This window comes from Cupriavidus sp. FW306-01-F10A, assembly GCF_058782785.1.
Genome location: NZ_JBYSYA010000003.1, coordinates 303,347 through 323,285 on the forward strand (window position 1 = coordinate 303,347; position 19,939 = coordinate 323,285).

19 protein-coding genes and 1 pseudogene are annotated in these 19,939 nt (G+C 63.9%); 10 read left to right on the top strand and 10 right to left on the bottom strand.

The features are described from left to right. Nucleotide 1: 1 nt before the first annotated feature. Together AC3WLF_RS06900 and AC3WLF_RS06905 are read left to right on the top strand one after the other, a co-directional pair. Nucleotides 2-424: an HU family DNA-binding protein gene (locus AC3WLF_RS06900; protein WP_492318245.1), complete on the top strand. Its 423-nt coding sequence runs from the start codon at nucleotides 2-4 to the stop codon at nucleotides 422-424. 556 nt (nucleotides 425-980) lie between these two features. Continuing rightward, on the top strand, nucleotides 981-2,057 hold the full coding sequence (locus AC3WLF_RS06905) for a porin (protein ID WP_492350837.1): 1,077 nt from the start codon (nucleotides 981-983) through the stop codon (nucleotides 2,055-2,057). Nucleotides 2,058-3,538: 1,481 nt separating this feature from the next. Here the strand turns inward: AC3WLF_RS06905 and AC3WLF_RS06910 are convergent. From AC3WLF_RS06910 to AC3WLF_RS06920, 3 genes and pseudogenes are all read right to left on the bottom strand, one after another. Further along, nucleotides 3,539-3,967 carry a hypothetical protein gene (locus AC3WLF_RS06910; RefSeq protein ID WP_492318247.1) on the bottom strand — a complete coding sequence of 143 codons (429 nt, stop codon included), beginning with the start codon at nucleotides 3,965-3,967 and terminating at the stop codon, nucleotides 3,539-3,541. A 396-nt stretch (nucleotides 3,968-4,363) separates the two neighbouring features. Continuing rightward, a pseudogene (locus AC3WLF_RS06915) lies at nucleotides 4,364-4,482 on the bottom strand (IS5/IS1182 family transposase); the annotation flags it as partial. Next, nucleotides 4,470-5,102, bottom strand: coding sequence for a TetR/AcrR family transcriptional regulator (locus tag AC3WLF_RS06920; protein WP_013958643.1), 633 nt, complete (start codon nucleotides 5,100-5,102; stop codon nucleotides 4,470-4,472). The pseudogene AC3WLF_RS06915 and the gene AC3WLF_RS06920, both read right to left, overlap by 13 nt. A 281-nt stretch (nucleotides 5,103-5,383) precedes the next feature. Between AC3WLF_RS06920 and AC3WLF_RS06925 the strand changes: the two genes are divergently transcribed. Together AC3WLF_RS06925 and AC3WLF_RS06930 are read left to right on the top strand one after the other, a co-directional pair. After that, nucleotides 5,384-6,277: an NAD(P)/FAD-dependent oxidoreductase gene (locus AC3WLF_RS06925; protein ID WP_013958644.1), complete on the top strand. Its 894-nt coding sequence runs from the start codon at nucleotides 5,384-5,386 to the stop codon at nucleotides 6,275-6,277. 96 nt (nucleotides 6,278-6,373) lie between these two features. After that, nucleotides 6,374-7,237 carry a class I SAM-dependent methyltransferase gene (locus AC3WLF_RS06930; RefSeq protein WP_492318250.1) on the top strand — a complete coding sequence of 288 codons (864 nt, stop codon included), beginning with the start codon at nucleotides 6,374-6,376 and terminating at the stop codon, nucleotides 7,235-7,237. 438 nt (nucleotides 7,238-7,675) lie between these two features. Here the strand turns inward: AC3WLF_RS06930 and AC3WLF_RS06935 are convergent, their stop codons facing one another. Together AC3WLF_RS06935 and AC3WLF_RS06940 are read right to left on the bottom strand one after the other, a co-directional pair. Then, nucleotides 7,676-8,329 carry an NrsF family protein gene (locus AC3WLF_RS06935; RefSeq protein WP_492350836.1) on the bottom strand — a complete coding sequence of 218 codons (654 nt, stop codon included), beginning with the start codon at nucleotides 8,327-8,329 and terminating at the stop codon, nucleotides 7,676-7,678. Beyond that, on the bottom strand, nucleotides 8,326-9,021 hold the full coding sequence (locus AC3WLF_RS06940) for a sigma-70 family RNA polymerase sigma factor (RefSeq protein ID WP_492318252.1): 696 nt from the start codon (nucleotides 9,019-9,021) through the stop codon (nucleotides 8,326-8,328). The genes AC3WLF_RS06935 and AC3WLF_RS06940 overlap by 4 nt, the downstream gene beginning before the upstream one ends. A gap of 116 nt (nucleotides 9,022-9,137) precedes the next feature. Between AC3WLF_RS06940 and bufA1 the strand changes: the two genes are divergently transcribed. The 5 genes from bufA1 to AC3WLF_RS06965 are packed head-to-tail and all read left to right on the top strand — an operon-like array spanning nucleotide 9,138 to nucleotide 11,885. Next, the gene (bufA1, locus tag AC3WLF_RS06945) at nucleotides 9,138-9,458 is read left to right on the top strand and encodes a BufA1 family periplasmic bufferin-type metallophore (protein ID WP_492318253.1); all 321 of its coding nucleotides are present in this window, start codon (nucleotides 9,138-9,140) and stop codon (nucleotides 9,456-9,458) included. 14 nt (nucleotides 9,459-9,472) lie between these two features. Continuing rightward, the gene (bufB, locus tag AC3WLF_RS06950) at nucleotides 9,473-10,363 is read left to right on the top strand and encodes an MNIO family bufferin maturase (protein ID WP_492350835.1); all 891 of its coding nucleotides are present in this window, start codon (nucleotides 9,473-9,475) and stop codon (nucleotides 10,361-10,363) included. Beyond that, nucleotides 10,335-11,147 carry an HvfC/BufC N-terminal domain-containing protein gene (locus AC3WLF_RS06955; protein ID WP_492357988.1) on the top strand — a complete coding sequence of 271 codons (813 nt, stop codon included), beginning with the start codon at nucleotides 10,335-10,337 and terminating at the stop codon, nucleotides 11,145-11,147. The genes bufB and AC3WLF_RS06955 overlap by 29 nt, the downstream gene beginning before the upstream one ends. After that, a complete protein-coding gene (locus AC3WLF_RS06960) occupies nucleotides 11,144-11,620 on the top strand; it encodes a DoxX family protein (RefSeq protein ID WP_492318256.1) in 477 nt (158 codons plus the stop codon). The genes AC3WLF_RS06955 and AC3WLF_RS06960 overlap by 4 nt, the downstream gene beginning before the upstream one ends. 55 nt (nucleotides 11,621-11,675) lie before the next feature. Then, nucleotides 11,676-11,885, top strand: coding sequence for a GDCCVxC domain-containing (seleno)protein (locus tag AC3WLF_RS06965; protein WP_492350834.1), 210 nt, complete (start codon nucleotides 11,676-11,678; stop codon nucleotides 11,883-11,885). A 427-nt stretch (nucleotides 11,886-12,312) separates the two neighbouring features. Here AC3WLF_RS06965 and AC3WLF_RS06970 read toward each other — a convergent pair whose 3' ends face one another. The 5 genes from AC3WLF_RS06970 to AC3WLF_RS06990 all read right to left on the bottom strand — a co-directional run bounded on the left by AC3WLF_RS06970 (nucleotide 12,313) and on the right by AC3WLF_RS06990 (nucleotide 17,503). Then, nucleotides 12,313-13,260, bottom strand: coding sequence for a Bug family tripartite tricarboxylate transporter substrate binding protein (locus AC3WLF_RS06970; protein ID WP_492357989.1), 948 nt, complete (start codon nucleotides 13,258-13,260; stop codon nucleotides 12,313-12,315). Between the two features lie 123 nt (nucleotides 13,261-13,383). Then, complete coding sequence (locus tag AC3WLF_RS06975) at nucleotides 13,384-14,178, bottom strand: SDR family oxidoreductase (protein ID WP_492350832.1); 795 nt, start codon at nucleotides 14,176-14,178, stop codon at nucleotides 13,384-13,386. A 68-nt stretch (nucleotides 14,179-14,246) separates the two neighbouring features. After that, complete coding sequence (locus AC3WLF_RS06980) at nucleotides 14,247-15,194, bottom strand: tripartite tricarboxylate transporter substrate binding protein (RefSeq protein ID WP_492357990.1); 948 nt, start codon at nucleotides 15,192-15,194, stop codon at nucleotides 14,247-14,249. Between the two features lie 144 nt (nucleotides 15,195-15,338). Continuing rightward, the gene (locus tag AC3WLF_RS06985; protein WP_492357991.1) at nucleotides 15,339-16,295 is read right to left on the bottom strand and encodes a hydroxymethylglutaryl-CoA lyase; all 957 of its coding nucleotides are present in this window, start codon (nucleotides 16,293-16,295) and stop codon (nucleotides 15,339-15,341) included. After that, nucleotides 16,292-17,503 (bottom strand): CaiB/BaiF CoA transferase family protein, encoded by a 1,212-nt coding sequence (locus AC3WLF_RS06990; RefSeq protein WP_492357992.1) that lies wholly within the window; start codon nucleotides 17,501-17,503, stop codon nucleotides 16,292-16,294. The genes AC3WLF_RS06985 and AC3WLF_RS06990 overlap by 4 nt, the downstream gene beginning before the upstream one ends. A gap of 227 nt (nucleotides 17,504-17,730) precedes the next feature. Here AC3WLF_RS06990 and prpR point away from each other — a divergent pair, with 227 nt between their 5' ends. After that, complete coding sequence (gene prpR, locus AC3WLF_RS06995; protein WP_492355934.1) at nucleotides 17,731-19,794, top strand: propionate catabolism operon regulatory protein PrpR; 2,064 nt, start codon at nucleotides 17,731-17,733, stop codon at nucleotides 19,792-19,794. Nucleotides 19,795-19,939: the final 145 nt, after the last annotated feature.

Sequence of the window (19,939 nt, forward strand, 5' to 3'; positions counted from 1 at the left end):
CATGGCAACGAAGAAGACGGCCGCCACGAAGACTGCGGCCAAGAAGTCGGCAGCGCCGGCAAAGAAGGCTGCACCTGCAGCTAAGAAGGCCGCAGCAGCGCCTGTAGCGAAGCCGCTGAAGGAGACGTTCAACAAGTCGAGCCTGCTGGCTCACTTGGTTACCCAGACCGAACTGGACAAGAAGACGGTTCAGACTGTCCTGTCTCACCTAGAGAACACCATCGTGAGCGCTATCCACAAGAAGGGCGCTGGCGAGTTCACGCTGCCGGGCCTGTTTAAGGTGGCTGCTATCCAGGTCCCGGCCACGAAGAAGCGCTTTGGCAAGAATCCCTTCACGGGACAAGAGCAATGGTTTGCTGCCAAGCCAGCATCGGTAAAGGTGAAGGTCCGTCCGCTGAAGAAGCTGAAGGACGCAGCCCTGTAATTCTTGAGGCGGCGCTGCAAGTAAAGATGGGAAGGGGGGTTGCTTCCCATCTTTGCGCATACGGTCGGCGGTCTCACCGTACCGAGCCATTGGCTGATCACGACGATATCCACGCCTGCCTTGAGTAGATGAGAATCTTCGATATCGATCGACCCCAACGACATTGCGCCCTTATATCGATATCAACATCATCTTGGACCTCGATATAACCAAAGGGCTCATGATAGCTAATTGGCGTATCTTGGCATTCCCCTGTAGGCCTCTCACAAGCGTGCGTCTGGAAATCGCAACAGCGCGAACAGGAATTTTTGATGTCTTCGTGTGGCATTTGCTACCCTTATGGGGCCGCAAATCATGTCTACTTGGTTGGCTTGCGGACAAAGTATCATTTAATAGTTCATCGCTTCAGATACGCAGCAAATACAATTCAACTTCAAATTGCACAGCCGCGAAATTGCTGTGTCGATGTGTACGCTCGTTCCGAGGCTGGAAACCTGGGTACTGCACGGAAATCATGTTCCATGCGCGACTGCTCACGAGGACAATGAGAGGTCAGATGAAAAAAATACTTGCGATAGCTGCCGCATCGGTCGCAGTCAATGCGGCGTACGCCCAGTCCGGCGTGACGCTGTTCGGTATCGCCGACGCCGGTATCGAATTCAACAATAATGCAGGGCGCAACGGCGACAGTCTCGTGCGGCTGGTTTCCGGGAATCAGTCTGGCTCGCGTTGGGGCCTGCGGGGCGCGGAGGATCTGGGCAGCGGGCTGAAGGCAGTCTTTCTGCTGGAAAGCGGCTTCGATATCGATACCGGCAATTCGGGCCAGAGCGGGCGTCTGTTCGGCCGCAATGCCTATGTAGGGCTCGATAGCCAATACGGTTCACTGCTGTTGGGGCGTCAGCAGACCAGCATGCGCGAATTCGGCAATATCTATGATCCAAATGCTATTGCCGACCGCTACAGCATCCTCTCGATTGCGCCGGAGTTTGGCGCGCGCGCAGACAATGCCATCAAGTATGTCGGCAAGTTCGGAAAGCTAACTGGACAGGCTTTCTACTCATTCCAGGCTAATGGCAGCGAAGTGGCTGGCAGCAACGTATTCGGACGTAATTTCGGCGCGTTTTTCAACTATGCCTCCGGCCCCTTCGCGCTGGGCGTGGCCTATGACGATGTGCACGTCGGCACGCCGTCAAACCAGGCGCCGGTCCTGAGGCGCGTTTCCGTGGCTGGCACTTATGCGGTGGGTGATGCTAAGGTCTATGCGGGCTACCGCCTGGCGAAAGCCTATGATGGCGCCATGCTGCCGGGCGCCCAGGCGGCTGATGCCGGCTCGAACCTCTACTGGCTAGGCCTGGCTTACAAGCTGACGTCGGCTTTCTCCCTGACTGGCACGGCTTACTACCAAGACTTCCGGCAGACCGGATCCGACCCCTGGCAATTCGTGCTGACCGGCGATTATTCGCTCAGTAAACGCACCGACCTCTACGCGTCAGTCTCCTACGCGCTCAACAAGGATAACTCGGCGCTAGGTGTTAATGGCTTCAACAGCGGTAGCGGCACGTCGGCCGTCTTCAACGTACAGCCTGGCAAGGATCAGGTGGGTGCGGTGATGGGCGTTCGTCACCGGTTCTGATGCGACTTGCCCCGGCGACGGGGCGTAGTTCCCATACGGTTGACCAGCAAAAGTGGCAGCGGCACGTTGGCGCGGCGGTAGCGCGCCAGATCGGCGATCACTTCGCCGGTGGCGGGCCAAGCCTAGTCTTGTTGCCCTTGCCGGTTATTTCCAACCACCAGCGCTCGATGCCTTGCGAATCGCGCGGGCAGAAGAAGAGGCTTGGCCTGGAAAATGCCTTAATCGGCACTTACCCTGTCCGTGCAAAAAGATTCGCTCGCGGGACTCAAAGTTTCCGTCCTCGACTGAACGGACGCCTGTGTGCGGATCGTGCAGCTCAGTCGTATTCCAAGCACTTGCCCTTGGCCGCGCGTAACCTTTCCGGGCTCGGCGGCGAATCTTTTGATGACGACGGCTTCGTTCGAGGGCTCGCCGCCCCCGGCGAAGAGGTTGCTCTTGATCGCTGGAGGTGCGCTACTCTTGCTTCTCGTCGGCGCGGTGATCGCCCTTGGCGCGGGCGTCGCGTATGGCAGCACGACATGGGATGTTTATACGGATGGTGCCAGTATTTCCGGTCCACGCGATCCCTATACGGACAGTGGGAAGCGGGGAAATACGATATCTATACGGACGTGCCAAGATCGGCGACAAACGCGACCCGTTCACTGATGGTGCATAGTCCAGATGCCTACGGGGTGGATCGCCACCGCCTTGCATGAGCGGGCCATCCACCTGCGACATACCTGGAGCGCTTATGTGACTGAGCTTTTCACCCAGGCGGGTCGCGCTTTAGACAGCATCCGGCGTTACAGCGCCGCGGATGTAGCGCGGGTCAGTTTCATCGACGCAGCGGAGCACCTATGAGCGGGCACGTCTGGTTCGACCAGCAATTGAAACCTATCCCGAACGCTGATCTACGGACCTCAACTACGCTCTGATCGTCACGGAGTACTGTCCCGCGAGGGGGCACGGAAGGTGCGCTGCAATCGTTCAGGCAGATTCCGGGGGTGAATCTGCATGCGTTTGGCGTTTGGCATCTGCGCGTCTGTGCGTCTGCGCGTCTGCGCCCTCGTAGCGAGCCACAGCCTTGCTGGCAGACCGGAGCGCGCGGCCGTGCTGTCGGTACTGATGGCATCTGTTCGAGTATCTTCGGTGAAGCGGTGAAGCGGTGAAGCGGTGAAGCGGTGAAGCGGTGAAGCGGTGAAGCGGTGAAGCGGTCGGTGAAGCGGTGCACGGACAATAAAGTCAGAAACATCGCGTCAATAAAGTCAGAAAAAATCGTCCTCAAACACCCAGCGACCTGTGTCTGGCGTGGCTTTCCGGACTTTATTGACAGCCTGCATAGACGCAGGCTATTGCGCCCTTATACGCCACGGTTTCCTTCATCGGGTGCCACTGTAGACCGCGTGCAGATTTCCCTTGTTGGAAAAGCCATCATGCACGCGACCGTGCGCGAAGCATCCCCGTGATGCCGGTCCTTGCCTCGGATTGCCCGCCTGCTGTCAGGCCATTTCACTGGCAGCTTCGCCGGCCAGCGCGACTTCCGTCTCGTCGGACACCGTGCTTTCCGCTATCGCGTTGTCGTCTTCTGAAACCATGTCGCCCAGACCGATGACGACCGTGATATTCGGCGTCCAGTTCTTGCGGTCGGTGCTGACCTCGGCAAACGTTGTCACCGTTGCGGTGTAGCCCTGCGTTCTGAGGTCGTCGGCTAGCCGTTGCGCGCGCGGTTCCAGCGCTGCTTGCGGATTGTCTTCGTTGATGTCGAGTACCAGTCTGGTCTCGAATTCTTCCTTGCCCTTCTGGATTGCCGTTTGCATTGCCTTGAGTTGCTTGTTCGCGAGCGCGACGAGCTTGCTGTACCTGGACTCTTCCTGGCTGGCTCGCAGTGCCTTGGCGGCGTTGATGATTTCGGTGCGGTCCACGAACATAATTGCCTTTCAAGGTGAAGGAGAGAAAGCGCAGGCGCCGCACGGGCTTGACTTCAGGAGCCAGCTTTTCTGGGATGCGACGACAACTGTATAAATATACAGTGTTCGCCGGCTAACCGGCAAGGGAGTAGAGGGTGAAAGTCCCTGACCGCGGAAGATCTACCTCTCCTGGCACTGGCTGAGGCTGGGTAGCTTGTAGGCGCTGGATTCAGGCCGTTGTGCAATGTCAGCCGTAGGGAAGCAACCGGCTGCTCAAGTCCGAACGTCATGACGACCAAGTTGAGAGGAGCCGACCGGCGCCTTACGACCCTTCCCTGTCGTTCCACTTAGGCCGCAGTAGCGGCCGCTATCGTGTGTAAAGCGGCCTCTGCCTGCCCGCGCGGACGGCTTTTGCGCTCATGCAATGGCCTCGCCCATCAGTCGTCCACGCATCATCCATAGGTTGCTCAGGGCGAAAGCGTATGCAACTGCTGCGTGTTCTTCATCGGCCGCGATTGCATCTTTAGATGCCACCGTGCGCGGCGATGAACATGGCGACTGCCGACCGGCAATAGGATTCGATTTCGTTGTCGTCCTCTGCTCTCGCCTCGTCGAAGCGGGCGATAAGCAGGAGATCGGATCCTTTGAAAAGCGCGGCGAACAAGCGGGCGGACTGGAGAGCATCGGGTACGTTCAGAATCGCTTTCGCGTGCAACTGACGCAACACGGCCTCGATTTGGGCGATGACATGGGCGGGGCCGGCTTCGTAATGGAGCTTGCTTAACGACTTTTGATTCGTCTTGTCGGCCAAAACCATGGCTTCGACACTGCGGACGTCCGGGCTCAACAGCGTGCGAAGCAGGGATGACCCCACCGCCATGAGTTGATCTTCGGCCGAACCGTCGACGCCTTCAAAAAGAGCCTGCGGTGCAAACTGCTCGCAGCGGGCCACCATGGCCGCGCTGAACAGCGCCTCCTTGTTCTCGAAGTGCCGATAGATGCTTAGCTTGGATATCTTCGCCCGCTGGGCGACCTTGTCCATGGTCGTCGCTTGAAAACCCAGTTCCACGAAGAGTTCGCAGGCGGTGTCGACTATCGTTTGGCGAAGCGCCTCGTTGGCGGGCCGACCGCGCCGGCCCTGGCTGTTTTCGGTCACGAAAATTCCAGTACTTGACAGTATTCAAATTCTTGCACTACGATACCACGGAGTATCGAAAATGTGCAAGCCAAGGGTAGGTTCCAACCGGTTGTCCAAATCAGCTTTCCCCGGGCCGCCCGGCGATAACGAATGCGGCATTGTCCGGCCGGTCAATAGCCATGGGCAACTTTCTGCCAATGCCGAAGCCCTGCTCGTTGACCGTCTCAAGCGCTTATCTCCGGACGTTATTGCGCACCAGGCCTAGCCACCCCTCTATCCACAACACGGAGCCCATCACCATGAATGACGTCATCATCATCGGCGGCAGCTTTGCCGGCCTCGCCGCCGCCCTGCAGCTCGGCCGTGCGCGCCGCAAGGTCACCGTTCTCGATACCGGCCGGCCGCGCAACCGCTTTGCCGGCCACTCGCATGGCCTGCTCGGCCACGATCACAAGCCGCCGCTGGACATCCTAGTCGAGGCGCGGCAGCAGCTCGCGCGCTATCCAACGATCAGGCTGGTCAATGCTCGGGCCGAGAGCGTGTCTGGCGCCATCGACGATTTCTGCGTCGTCACTGACGATCACGAAAGCCTAAGGGCGCGCCGCCTCATCCTGAGCTATGGCGTAGCCGACCAGATGCCTGATGTTCCGGGCTTTGCCGAAAGCTGGGGCACGTCCATCGTGCCCTGCCCCTATTGCGACGGCTTTGAAGTCGCCGGCCAGCATTGGGGCCTCGTCTGGTCCGGCCCACAGTCGCACCAGTCTGCCAGGCTGTTCCGCGATTGGACTGACAAGTTGACTGTCTTCGCCGATGGTCATGACATTGCGGCCGATATCCAGGCCGATCTGGCGCGCCGCAACATACCTGTCGTCGATGGCCGGATCGTCGAGATCGCCCATCACAAGGGCCATATCACCACGGTCAATCTCGATACCCGCCGCAATGTCGCGGTCGACGTCCTGTTCGCCCATCCGCGCAACAAACCTTCCGCAAGCCTGCATGAATCACTGGGCCTTGCCACGGTCGATACGCCCACTGGCATCGTCCTCAAAGTCGACGAGCGCCGCCAAACCAGCATCCCCGGCATCTACGCCGCTGGCGACCTCGCCACGCCCTTCTTGCCCTCGGTCACCCAGGCATCATCGCAGGGCGCGATGGCGGGTATCTTCGCCCAGCAGTCGATGGTTGTTTGAGAGCACGGATTCCTTTCTCCCGTTGCGTCGTCGCCTTCGAAAAGGTTGGCGTAGATCGGCGCGGTGAAGGACGGATCGTCGAGTCAAGGAGATGACATGGCAGAGCAAAGTGCCGATCAGGTCGGTGACTGGAACGGTCAAAGCGGGGAGCGCTGGGTTGCCAACCAGGCCCGGCTCGACGCTATGGTGGCGGTGTTCGGCCAGGCCGCGATAGAAGCCGCCGCGCCTGCGACGGGTGAGCGCGTGCTGGACATCGGCTGCGGCGCGGGCGCGTCGAGTCTGGCTCTCGCAGCCCGCGTCGGCGCAGGGGGCCAAGTGCTGGGCGTGGATATATCCGAACCGCTGATCGGCCGAGCGCGCGCGCTTGCGCAACGGGATACGCCGGCCCTGTTTCAGGTGGCCGACGCCAGCAGCGCAGAGCTGCCCGAGGGCGCGTTCGACATCCTGTTCTCGCGTTTCGGGGTGATGTTCTTCGACGATCCGATAGCGGCGTTCGCCCACATGCGACGCGCGCTCCGGCCCGGCGGGCGGGTCGCTTTCGTCTGCTGGCGCGGCGCGGCCGAGAACGATTGGGTGCGCCTGCCGATGGGCGCGCTCAAGGGCATCGTCCCGCCGAGCGCGCTGCCCGATCCCGAAGCGCCCGGCCCGTTTTCGTTCGGCGACCGGGGGCGCGTGGCACGCATCCTGACGGCGGCCGGCTTCACCGATATTGCTATCGCCCCCTTCGACGCTTCCGTCCCGTTCGGCGAGGGCGGGACGCGGGACGCTGCGATCGACGACGCGGTGAAGATGACACTCGAGGTCGGCCCGTTGTCGCGTGCGCTCGCTGATCAGCCCGACGACATCCGCGCCCGCGCCTCGGCCGCAGTTCGTGCCGCCTTCGCGGGGCTCCCCGGCGAGCGGTCGGTGATGATCAACGGCGCGGCGTGGATCGTCATGGCACGCAATCCGGTAGGCTGACAGGGATTAAACAGGGAGACGCCCCCGCTCCGTGGAGTGGGGCGTTTTTGGCCGGTCAAATTGATGTCCCTCCAAGCTTGGAAGCCGCCATTAGTGAGCTAGAAGCCTTGATGGCGAGGTACAGGCCGCTTTTGGCCGGTCTCGACCCGCTGGCCATTTGGGGCCGGACTCTGCAGCGCCAGAAGCGACTTCCGACCCACTTCGGCCGTCGGCCCCGATGCCAAGTCAAGGGCGGCTTCCAACGTGCAACCGTCATTCGTGCTGCCGCGTTGGTCGGTAAGTTCTCGGCCTATCCGGGGCAACTGAGAATCGTAGACAGAGGGAGATGAATACTGTGACGAGCCTTCCGCTTCCATCGGCTCTACCTGCATGCCCTCCTGGCGGGCGTCGTGGCCAAGTGCTTGTCACACAGGCTGGGAGAGCTGCCGTCGGGTAGCCTCAGTGTCGCGCCATTCGAGCGAACGGTCGAAGTCCAAATAGACTGCCGGCACCGACAAACAGCAGCGCGACACCCAGATTCCACAACAAGACCATCGCGCTGGCATCCAGTGGATGAATGAGTAGCAGGCTCGTTGCCGCCATCGCGGCAACGGCAAGGCCCGCACACATCGCCACCGGCGTTGGCGAGAGGCGTGCCACATAGCGCAACATGGCCGTCAAGGCAATGGATAGCGGCGCGCTGACCATCACCAGCGTTGCGAAGCAGCGCGCGGTCTCGCCGGGCGACATGCCTTCCGGCCCGATCACCACCCAGTTCGTCAGGCAGCCGTAACCGATTGTGCCCACCCAGACGGCCAGGGATGGCAGCGGCAACAACAGCCACCGGCGCGAGCGACCCGGCACGCTGGCGATGAACGCGGCCGCCGCGGCCAAGACGCCGGTCACGATGGCGGCTGTAACGCTGGTGACGAAGACGGGCTGTTGCAGCTTCAGCGCAAGATCTGGCCGCACGCCATTCACGAGCACTACCAGCGCTAGCAACAGGGCAGCCAGCAACAGCCAGCACACCACCCGCACCAAGGGCCGGTGCAAGCGGCGAACCGGCGTGGCGTCAGCCACCAGCGAGTCGATCAGGTCAGGGGTGTCTCTCACGGCTTGCTACCTTGGGATTCGAACAGTTTGCGCAGTGTCTTCAAGGCGCGATGGGTGGCCACTTTCAGCGCGCCGACAGACATGCCGCTGGCGATGGCGGCCTCTTTCAATGACATCTCCTCCAGTTTCAGCATGCGCAGCGCCTCGCGCTGTCCGGCAGGCAGACAGTCCACCGCGTCGCGCACCGCCCGTGCGTCCAGTGCCATTTCCTGGAGGTTCGCGCCGGGGTCGGAAATGGTTTCCGGTTCCGTGTCGAGCGGTGTTTCTCGCGCACTGGTGCGTGCCCGCCGGCGCAGGCCGTCGACAATCCGCCGGCGGGCGATGGCCACCAGCCACGGGCCGAACGGACGCGCCGGGTCGTAGGTGTGGCGCACGGCGTGAATCGTGAGCAGCACATCCTGCACGGTGTCCTCGATATCGCCGGGGTTGCGGACCTGGCGTACGGCCAGCGCCCGGATGTACGGGGTGATGCCTTCGAGCAGGCGCCGGTACGCCGCGCGGTCGCCGGCCTGTGCGCGGGCCATCATGGCCGACCAGTCCGGCGTGCCGTCCGGGCGGCACGCGGGTTTGGACAAGGGGTCAGGACCAGCCGCATCGTGCGTGGCGTCAACGAGACCCAGCTTGCCGCCGGCATGGTGGCCTGGACGTTGTGAGCGGTCAGCTTGGGAAGACATGCCTGAATTCTGCTTCATGGAGAGCCGCCTGTCGCGCAGTTAGTTTTTCCGGGGATGCGTAACCTTTGGTCGCGTGGGGCCGAATCTCCTGACACGGCTCCGGATCCGGGCCGCAACCGTCAGGAGAAAGCAAGATGAACAAGCATGTATTGGCCGCATCCACCTTGTCGTCCGCCCTAGGGCTGGCGCTTGCCATGGTCGCCGCGCCCGCGCAAGCGCAAACCACGAAGGACATGAGCGCGATGCCGCAGGTCGTGAAGGACAACATGGCGAGGATGGAAAAGAGCAAGCTGGAGAAGTGCTATGGCATCAATGCCGTGGCAAAGAACGACTGCGCGGAAGGTGCGCATTCCTGCGCGGGACAAGCCACGCAGGCACGCGATGCCAAATCCTACGTGCTGCTGCCCGCCGGCGATTGCAGCAAGATCCAGGGCGGCAAGCTGAAGGCCTCCTGAGGCAGGGGCGAAACATGCCTGCCGCGGCTGTCGCCTCTCCACGCGCCCTGGGCCCGATCCCGCCGCGCGCCGGGATCGGACTGCGCTTTCGGCACCATCAGGCAGTGGTGGAGGAACGCCCGGCCGTTGCGTGGTTCGAGGTGCATACGGAAAACTACATGGGCGGCGGCCGCGCGCCGGGCTGCCTGGACGCCATTCGCCGTGACTACGCCCTATCGCTGCACGGCGTTGGCCTGTCGCTGGGCAGCGCAGACGGGTTGGACCTGGCGCATCTGGCGCGGGTGCGCGAGGTGGTTGAACGGGTCGAACCCGGGCTTGTGTCGGAGCATCTTTCCTGGAGCACCACCCGCGGCACGTATCTCGCCGACCTGCTGCCCTTGCCGATGACCGAGGAGGCGCTTGCCGTGGTATGCCGGCATGTCGACCAGATCCAGGGCGCACTGCGGCGCCGCATCCTGGTCGAGAACCCGTCTACCTACCTGCAGTATCGCCACTCAACCGTTCCCGAGTGGGAATTCCTGGCCGAAGTGGCGCGGCGCACCGGGTGCGGCTTCCTGTGTGACGTCAACAATATCTATGTCAGCGCCTGCAATCACGGATGGGACGCCATGACCTACCTGCATGCGCTTGCGCCGGCCGCTATCGGGGAAATCCATGTGGCCGGCCACAGTGTGCGGCAACTCGGGCAGGGGCAGGTCCTGCGCATCGATGATCACGGCTCGCGCGTGGCACCGGCGGTGTGGTCGCTCTACGAGGCGGCGCTTGAGCGGTTCGGTGCGGTGCCGACGCTGATCGAATGGGATACGGACGTGCCGCCTCTCGATGTGCTGATGGGGGAAGCGCGTATCGCTCAGGCGGCACTGGAGAAACAGCAGCATGCAATCCGATCCGCCCTCATTGCTTGAGCTGCAGCGCGCGTTCGCCCAGGAACTGGGGAATGCTGCCACCGGCGAGGCCTCGGCGCACGTGATCGCGGACGGGCTGGCGCCCCAGGCGCGGCTGGGCATCTACCGAAACACCGCCACCGCCACGCTCGTAGGCGCGCTGCGCCTGTCTTATCCTGCCATCCAGGCGCTGGTAGGCCCCGAGTTCTTCGAAGGCGCGGCCCGGCTGTTCATCGGGCAGTCTGCCCCGCAGAGCGCGTGGCTGGATGCGTATGGCGAGGCGTTCGCGGAATTTCTGGCGCGCCTGCCTGGGGCAGCCGCAATTGGCTACCTGCTTGACGTCGCCCGGCTGGAGTGGGCCGTGAGTACGGTCTTGCACGCGCCGGACGTCACGCCGCTCGATCTGCGCCGCCTGGCGGAATCAGACTTATCCGCAGCCGGCGATATGCATTTCTTGCCGCATCCCGCGGTGCGCCTGGTGCATGCCGCGTTCCCCGTCGATGCCATCTGGCGCGCGGTGCTGAACCGCGACGACCATGCCCTGTCGCGCATCGACCCCGCTGCGGACCCGGTCTGGCTGCTGGTGCGCCGCACATCGGACGGCATCGACGTCGACCGGCTCAGCGCGTGGCGATGGCAATTCACCGCGGCCTTGCTGGCCGGGCATCCACTGCACGCCGCGTTGGGCCCGACGCCGCCGGCGGACGCACCCGCGTGGCTGGCCACGCTGTTGTCGGCCGGCTGCTTTACCGGCTTCGGCCGGGCCCAGGCCTCTGACTTACCCATCCCGGATCTCTCGCCATGACACACGCTGCGCCTTCCCCCCGCGCCTCTCTAACGCTTGCCGCGCGCGCGCAGCGCGCGGTGGATTGGCTCGATCGCATGCCGTACACAGTCCTGGCCATTCCGTTGCGGCTCGCGGTCGCCACCGTCTTCTGGAATTCGGCCGTGGCCAAGCTGGCGAACTGGGTGACGGCGGTGGAGCTGTTCCGGGAGGAATACCAACTGCCGCTGCTGCCGCCCGAACTGGCCGCCTACCTGGCGGTATCCGTTGAGCTGACGGCGCCAGTGCTGCTGGTGCTCGGCCTGGCAACCCGCCCCGTGGCGCTGATACTGCTTGGCATGATCACGGTGATCCAGCTGTTCGTTTATCCGCAGGCATGGCCTACGCATATCCAGTGGGCGGCAATGCTGCTGGTACTGCTGGCGCGGGGGGGCGGGGCGCTCTCGGTTGACTGGCTGATTCACCGGCGTCTCACGGACGCTTCGGAGCACTGAGCCGTGTGGACGGGAAGCCCGGGCGATCCTTCTGATCTTCAGCGACGATAGTGCGATGCGCGACGTCATCCTGGAATCAGTCGTGACCTGCCCACATTGCGGGTGGGCGCAGCGGGAGACCATGCCTACGGATGCTTGCGTGTTCTTCTATGAGTGTCGGCATTGCAGAGTGGCGCTGAAACCCAAATCGGGAGACTGCTGCGCATTCTGCTCGTTTGGTTCGGTCAGAGGTCCGCAGGTGCAGCAAGGACGGGTCGCGAATTGAGTGAAGTTCTATACGCCGTGGCGAATGATCCGCCGTTGCCTGCGAGGGCAGACGAATATTTCCAGCGGCGGGCGGCCGTCAACCGCTTCCGCGAGGAGGCATATGTTGGCCTTTCTGCCGTGCGATTCGTGTACTGGGCGGAAGCCAGCCGTTTGAAGGTCGCCGATTCCTTTGGTGTCGGAGAATGTCGAATGTCCGGTCGGTTGAGCGAAGCCGACGGCTGGGTGTCCGTCTTGGCGATTCGGCGAGTGGCAGAAGTTGGCCGAACGCGGACATCGGTTTGCCGTCAACCGCGATTGGCACGGTTGATGTCTTCTACGTTTGGGTCATCCGATATGTAGAACGACTATGGTCGGCGGGTACGAGCCACCTTGACAGTCGAGACGTCGATGAGGGCATCCGGGGCGCTACCAGATGCCCCATTACCTTATTCGACCCTGATATTTGCTGCCTTGACGACGTCGCCGTACTTCTTCAGGTCGGTCTGAATCTGCTTGCTAAACGCCTCCGGCGAATTGCCGACCGGCACGATGCCTAGCGTCGCGAGCCGCTCGCGCGTGTCAGGCAGGTTGACAACGGTATTCAGTTCCTTGGACAGGCGATCGACGATCTCCCTCGGGGTCTTGGCAGGGGCCAGCAACCCAACCCACGAGTCGCTGACCAGGCCCGCGACACCTGATTCTTCCAGCGTCGGCACATCCGGCAGGGCGGGCACGCGGCTCGCACCGGAGACAGCGATCGCCGTGGCCTTGCCGGACTTCACGTATTGCTGGGCACCGGCCACTGCGGTGTACAGCACGGGCAGCGTGCCCCCCACCAGATCGCCCATGGCCTGGCCGCCACCCTTGTAAGGGACGTGAACCATTTTCAGGCCGGTGCGAGCCTTGAGCAGTTCGCCGGCCAGGTGCGGCGTGCTGCCGGTGCCGGCGCTGCCATAGGACAGGCCATCCGGCCGGGTCTGTGAATATGCGACGAGTTCCTTCAGGTTCTTCGCCGGCACGGACGGATGCGCGATCAGGATCAGTGCCGCATCGCCAATCTTGCCGACAGGCACGAAGTCCTTGAGCGGATCGAACGGGATCTTTGGGAAGACATGTGGATTGATGACGATGGTGCCATCGAAGCCAAGCAGTAACGTGTAGCCGTCCGGTGCCGACTGGGCGGCCATCGCGGTACCAATATTGCCCGATGCGCCGGGCTTGTTGTCGACTACGATCTGCTGACCCAGGCGCTGGCTCAGCTTGTCTGCAATCACACGTGCGCTGGTGTCCGAGACGCCACCGGGCGCGAACGGCACGATCAGGCGGATGGGGCGCGAAGGGTAGTCCTGCGCGACGGCGCCCGTGCCGAATACTGCTGGCGGGACGGCGACCATGGCGCATAGCGCCTTGACGAGGGTACGACGTTGCATATTGTCTCCTCCTGCTCAAACAGTGAGTTTTTTGGCGTTATCGCCTGTTATTGGCACTGCAAAACGACGGGTACGGCCTCGGCACGATCAGACGACAATGGGCGTGGTGGCACCATCGATCGACAGGATCGCGCCAGAGATGTAGGCCGCCCGCGCCGATGCGAGGAACAGCACGGCATCTGCAATTTCTTCGGGCGCGGCCAGCCGCCCGAGCCCGGTGCGCTCGCTGGCGCGGCGCAGTGCCTCGTCCACGGTCGCGCCGGCCAGCTTGGCCTCGGCCTCCAGGCCTTGCTGAAGCCGTTCGGTACGCGTGGCCGACGGATTCACCGCGTTCACCCGCACCCCGGAGCGTCCGTAGGCGCTCGCCAGCCCCGCAGTGGCCAGCATCAGCGCGGCGTTGGCGGCGCCGCCGGGCAGATGGGTCGGGCTCGCAACCTTGCCACCCATGCCGATGACGTTGACGATCACGCCGCTGCCCGCCTGGGCCATCCGCTTGATGACGGGGTCGATGACATGGATGTAGGCAAAGTACTTGGCGTCCATGGCATCGCGCCACGCCGAAGGCGTGAGCTCCGCCGGAGGCGTACGACGCGCGCCGCCGGCGGACGTGACGAGGATGTCGATGCCACCCAGCGCGGCCGCGGCCGCGTCAGCGGCGTGGGCGGCCTGCATGGCATCGGTCAGGTCGGCCGCGACGGTGAAGGGCGGGCGGTCCGGTGCGTCGGCCGCCAGCGTCGTCAGCGCGGTGGCGAGATTCGCCTCGCTGCGGCCGACGATGGCAACCCTGGCGCCCTCGCGCAGGAATGCGCGCGCGCATGCCAGTCCGATGCCGCGGCTGCCGCCGGTAATCAGCACGCGCTTTCCACTCAGTTCAAGATCCATATCGGGTGGTGTCCATGTCAGTTCGATGTGTGCCGCTGCAAGATACGCGGGGCGGCCCGGCGACGCCGCTATTCAGGCTGGATGCCGCCGCGCCTGGCCACGTCCGCCCACTTCTGGGTTTCCTTGCCGAGGAACGCGCGAAACTCCGCTGGCGGCGTCAGCACGATGGTAGCCCCCTGGTCCTTCATCTGCTTGGCGAGCGCCGGATCCTGCGTCACCTGCTGCAGGTCGTGATGGATCTGCTCCACGATGGCTGCCTGCATGCCCGCCGGCCCGAACAGGCCGTACCAGTTCAGCGATTCCACGCCGTCGAGTCCCGCCTCCTTGAACGTCATGGCATCCGGGAAGAGGGCCATACGCTGGTCTGCCGCCACGCCGATCACACGCAGATTGCCACTCTGCACGTGAGGCAGCGCTGTGAGTACGCTGGTAAAACCGGCACCGACGTGGCCACCGATGACATCGACCATGATCTGCGCGCCACCCTTGTACGACACCGGAATGGTCTTGAGATTGCCGGCCTGGCGCAGCAGCTCGCCGGTCAGCCGCGTTTGCCCTTCGGAATAGCCGATGCCGAGCGGTTGGCTGCGGGCGGTCCTGACCAGATCGGTCAGCGACTTCGCGGGGTTGGACTTCGACACGACCAGCACCATCGGCGAGATGGCGAGCCGCGTGATGGGGGAAAAGCCGCGTACGGTGTCGTAGGGCAGCTTCTTCATCAGCACGGGATTGATCGCGTGCGAACCCACCACCATCAGGAGCGTATAGCCATCCGGAGCAGACTTGTACACGTGGCCGGAGCCGATCACGCCATTGGCACCGGGCCGGTTTTCCACAATGACAGACTGCCCCCAGCGCTCGGAAAGCTTCTGCGCAACGAGCCGGCTGACGATGTCGGTGCCGCCACCGGGCGCATAAGGCACCACCAGCGTGACGGGTTTTTCCGGCCACTTGGCCAGGGCGTGCCCGGAAGCCAGTGCTGCCGCGGTACAGGCCATGGCGCCCATTACGCGCATGGCGCGCAGTGCGCCACGAATCGAGCGAACATTCCACATCGTGTGTCTCCTCCATTTATGTCTTGTCTGTCCGGATGCGCGCCGGCATCCGTGTCGGCATCGCGTGCCGTCCTGGGCGGACTGTCTGGTTGCAACGTTGCCCGGTCAGGCCGCCACGCGCTGGCGCTCGCGCTGTCTGCGCAGCCACACACTGGAGCGACCGCCGAGCGCGCGGCCCAGCAGCGATTCGGCGTAGGCCACCGCGTCGAGCAGCCCGTCGAGCGAAATCCCGGTGCTGAAGCCACATTGGCCGGCCATCAGCACCAGATCCTCGGTAGCCAGGTTGCCCGCCGCGCCGGGCGCGAACGGACAACCGCCAATGCCGCCCACGCTGGCGTCGAAGCGCCGCACGCCGGCTTCCAGCGCGGCCCATGCATTGGCCGCACCCAGGCCCCGCGTGTCATGCAGATGGATCGCCAGCGAGTCGGGGCCGAGCGCTTGCGCCAGGGCCGACATGCGGGTCTTGACCGCGGCAGGCGCGGCTGCACCGATGGTGTCCGCGATGACGATTTCCCCGGCGCCCGCATCGCGCATGCGGCAGGCCAGCCGCAGCACCGTGTCCAGATCGACCGTCCCTTCGAACGGACAGTCGAACGCAACGGCCACATAGGCGCGCGTGCGCAGGCCCAGTCCGCGCGCCCGGATCAGCGTCTGCTCGCTGACCTCGGTCGCCGCATCCAGCCCCATGTTGATGTTGCGCTGGTTCATCGTCTCGGTGGCGGACAGCACGACGGCAATCTCGGTGGCGCCCGCGGCATGGGCGCGTTCCAGCCCTTTCAGGTTCGGCACCAGCGTGGATAGTCGCAGGTCCGGGCACTGTGCCGATGCACGCCGGATCACGTCGGCCGCGTCGGCCATCTGCGGCACGGCCTTTGGCGATACGAAGCTGGTGGCTTCCACGCTGCGTATTCCCGCACGCGCAAGCAGGCGGATCAGTTCGACCTTGGCGTCGGTGGAGATGGCGACGGCCTGGTTCTGCAGCCCGTCGCGCGGCGCGACGTCGGTGATGGTGATGGCCGGGGTGTCGTCCGTCCCGGGGGCGTTGCTATGGCCGGTGCTCATGCCACCGCTCCGGCTTCGCGCAACCGCGCGACCTGTTCGTCGTCATAGCCCAGCACGTCGCGCAGCACGGAGGCCGTGTGCTCGCCCAGCGCGGGCGGGCAGGTGTACGCGGGTTCGGTCACGCCGGAAAGCTTCACCGGGTTGCCCGGCATGCGCACGGTTTCGCCGGTCTTCAGCGGCACCTCGACGATCATGTCGCGGGCCTCCACCTGCGGCTCGCGCAGTGCGTGCGCGAAGTCGTTGACGGGACCGCAGGGGATGCGGGCCTGCCGCAGGCGCGCCAGCCAATAGGCGGACGATTCGCCGCGCAATTCGTTGGCGATGATGGCGTCGATGCGTGCCTTGTCCGCATAGCGGCCGGGTTGCTTCAGATACTCCGGCGCCCGCAGGTCGGGATGATCGATCACGCTCAGGAAGCGCTCGAAGAACGCGTCGCCAATGCAGGCGATGATGATGTGGCCGTCGCTGGTGGGGTAGGTGTTGTACGGCACGTGCACGAAGTGGCTGTTGCCGATGCGCTCCGGCACCAGGCCGGACATCAGGTGCATCGTCGCCATGTAGTTCAGCAGCGAGATCTGGGCGTCCAGCATCGAGATGTCCACGTGCTTGCCAACGCCGGTCTGCTCGCGCGCGGCCAGCGCCGCCAGCACGCCGATGGCACCGAACATGCCGCCGCCCAGGTCACCGACCGGAATGCCGCTGCGTACCGGCGGGCCGTCGGCCATGCCGGTGATCGACATGCCGCCGCCCATGGCCTGCACCACCTGGTCGAACGCCGGCTGCTGGCGGTCCGGCCCGGTCTGGCCGAAGCCTGTGACGGAGCACGTGATGATGCGCGGGTTGACCTTGCTCAGCGATGCGTGGTCGATGCCGAGCCGCTCCGTCACGCCCGCGCTGAAATTGTCGAAGACCACGTCGGCATTGCGCACGAGATCCAGGAAGACCGCCCGGCCCGCCTCGGACTTCAGGTCCACGCACACGCTTTGCTTGTTGCGGTTCAGCGTCAGGAAGTACGCGCCCATGCCGTCGCGGGCGTAGTCCTCGCTCTCGGCGAGCAGCTTGCGCGTGCCTTCCCCGGTGCCGGGAGGTTCGACCTTGATCGTGCGCGCGCCCAGGTCGGCGAGCAGCATGGTGCCGTACGGGCCCGAGAGCATATGGGTCAGGTCCAGCACGGTGATGTGTCCGAGCGCCTGCATTGATTCCTCCATGGTTCGTTCGTCTGATGGTGTCAGCGCAATGGGTGTGCCAGCCCGTGCAGGCGCTTGCAAGTGCTTGATTTCCATGGGGCAGAGGGCTTTCGGATGACAAATCCCCGGTTTCATGAAACACTCATGCAACGTCCGTGAAACAACGGTGAGACGCTCGTGCAACGCACACGAGACGAATGAAGGCGCCCGGCACTGCACTGCAGCCGCCCGGGCCGGCGAGGAGCCCCATGCGCAGCACCCTTCCCGAACGCGGCAGCCGGCCGCGCATCTGCTTCATCAGCTACAGGCACCTGAGCCGCTTTGCCATGGCGGTACTGGACGAGTTTGCCGATCGCGCGACGATCGAGGTGGTCAATGGCTCGTTCGAGGCCGCGCTGGACGCCGCCCATGACCGCCTGCGCGATGGGGCGACCGACGTCTTCGTCAGCGCCGGCGCGAACGCCACGATCCTGCGCAACGCGCTCGACGCGCCGGTTGCCACCATCAAGCTCAGCGGCTTCGACATCCTGCTGGCGCTCTACAACGCGCGGCGCATCTCCAGCCGGGTTGGTGTGGTCATGTATGGCGAATGCATCCCAGAACTGGACGCCATCCGCGAACTGCTCAATATCGAGATTGCCCAGTACGCATACCGCACGCCGGACGAGGCGCGTCAGTGCTTCGAGCTGCTGGCGCGCGACGGCTATGAAGTAGTGGTGGGTTCCAGCATCGTCGTGGAACTGGCCGAGCAGTACGGCATCCATGGGCGCCTGGCCTATTCGATCAATGCGGTCCGGCAGGGGATTGAAGACGCCATCGAGCTGGCGCGCGTGGCCCGGCTGGAAGCCGGCCGCTATGACCAGCTCAATGGCGTGCTGCATAACCTGCAGGAAGCCGTGCTGGCAGTGGATCGGGACAATCGCGTGATTGCCGTCAATCCACCCATGGAAGTGCTGCTTGGCCGCGCCAAGAATCGGATGATCGGCCAGCATCTGGAAGACATCGAGCCGGCGCTGTCCCTGCAATCCACGCTGGCCAGCGGCGTGCAGGAGCGGGGCAGCGTGTTCCGCTTCGCGCAGCGCGACTGGATCGTCAATCGCACCCCGATCCGCGAGCATGGCGATACGGTCGGCGCGGCCATCACGCTGTACGACTCGCGAAACATCCAGGATGCGGACGCCAGCCTGCGCAGCCAGCAGCGCCGGCATCCGCGCAACGCACGCAACCGCTTCGACAACCTGATCGGCGCCAGCCCAGCCTTTACCCGCGCCTGCGCAACGGCGCGGCGCTTTGCCAGGACGGACCTCACGGTGCTGCTGGCCGGCGAGAGCGGGGTGGGCAAGGAGCAGTTCGCGCAGGCCATCCACAATGAAAGCAAGCGCGCCGCCAAGCCCTTCGTGGCGATCAACTGCGCCGCATTTCCGGAGGCGCTGCTGGAGAGCGAGCTGTTCGGCTATGACGAAGGGGCCTTCACCGGCTCGCGCCGGGGCGGCAAGCGCGGGCTATTCGAATCGGCCCATACCGGCACGCTGTTTCTCGACGAGATTGGTGACATGCCGGTCTCGCTGCAGACCCGCCTGCTGCGCGTGTTGCAGGAGCGCGAGATCCTGCGTCTGGGCGGCGCAATTCCGATTCCGGTCGACGTACGGATCATCGCGGCGACGCACCAGCCGCTGCCGCAACTGATTGCCGCGCGGCAGTTCCGTCAGGATCTCTATTACCGCATCAACACGCTGCAACTGGCGTTGCCGACGCTGCGCGAGCGCTCCGAGGACATCGAACTGCTTGCCACGTTCCTGTTGCGACGTTCGCTCGATCGACTGGACTCGCGCCTGGACGCACAGGCCCTTGTCGCGCGTTTGCTGCCGCGGCTCCAGGCCTATGCATGGCCCGGCAACATTCGCGAGCTGGAGAACATCTGCGAGCGAATGGCGGTGTTCTTCTCGCAATGGGAGGTCCTGCATCACATCGCATTCGACGAACTGCGTCACGATTGCCCGGAGTTGTTTGGGGGGATGGCTGAAGGCGTCAGGGCCGGCAGCCTCGGGGCGCGGCAACAGGCTGCTGCGGATGCTTCGCCACCGTTGATCGCACCGCGCGAACGTGTACTGGAGGTGCTGGCGGAATGTGGTGGCAATCGCCAGCAAGCAGCGCAACGGCTGGGCGTCAGTCGCGCGACGTTGTGGCGATGGGAGAAGGCGGCCACGGCGGCTTCCGCGATTTCGTCGGTGCATGCTTTAGCAATCGGCGCGCAGCCGGTACGCACCGAGTCCTCGCCACACGCATCTGGTACTCCAGGCCAGGAGTGCTAGCTTGGCTGCATACCGTCATAGCGGTTGCTGAACGGGACGGTGTCCGACGGCAGCTCCCGCCCATTACTGCCACAGCCTAGCTTAGCTCTAGTGGCCGAAGTCAGGTGCGGATTCAACCGGTCGATGCAACACACTAAAGGCTTTG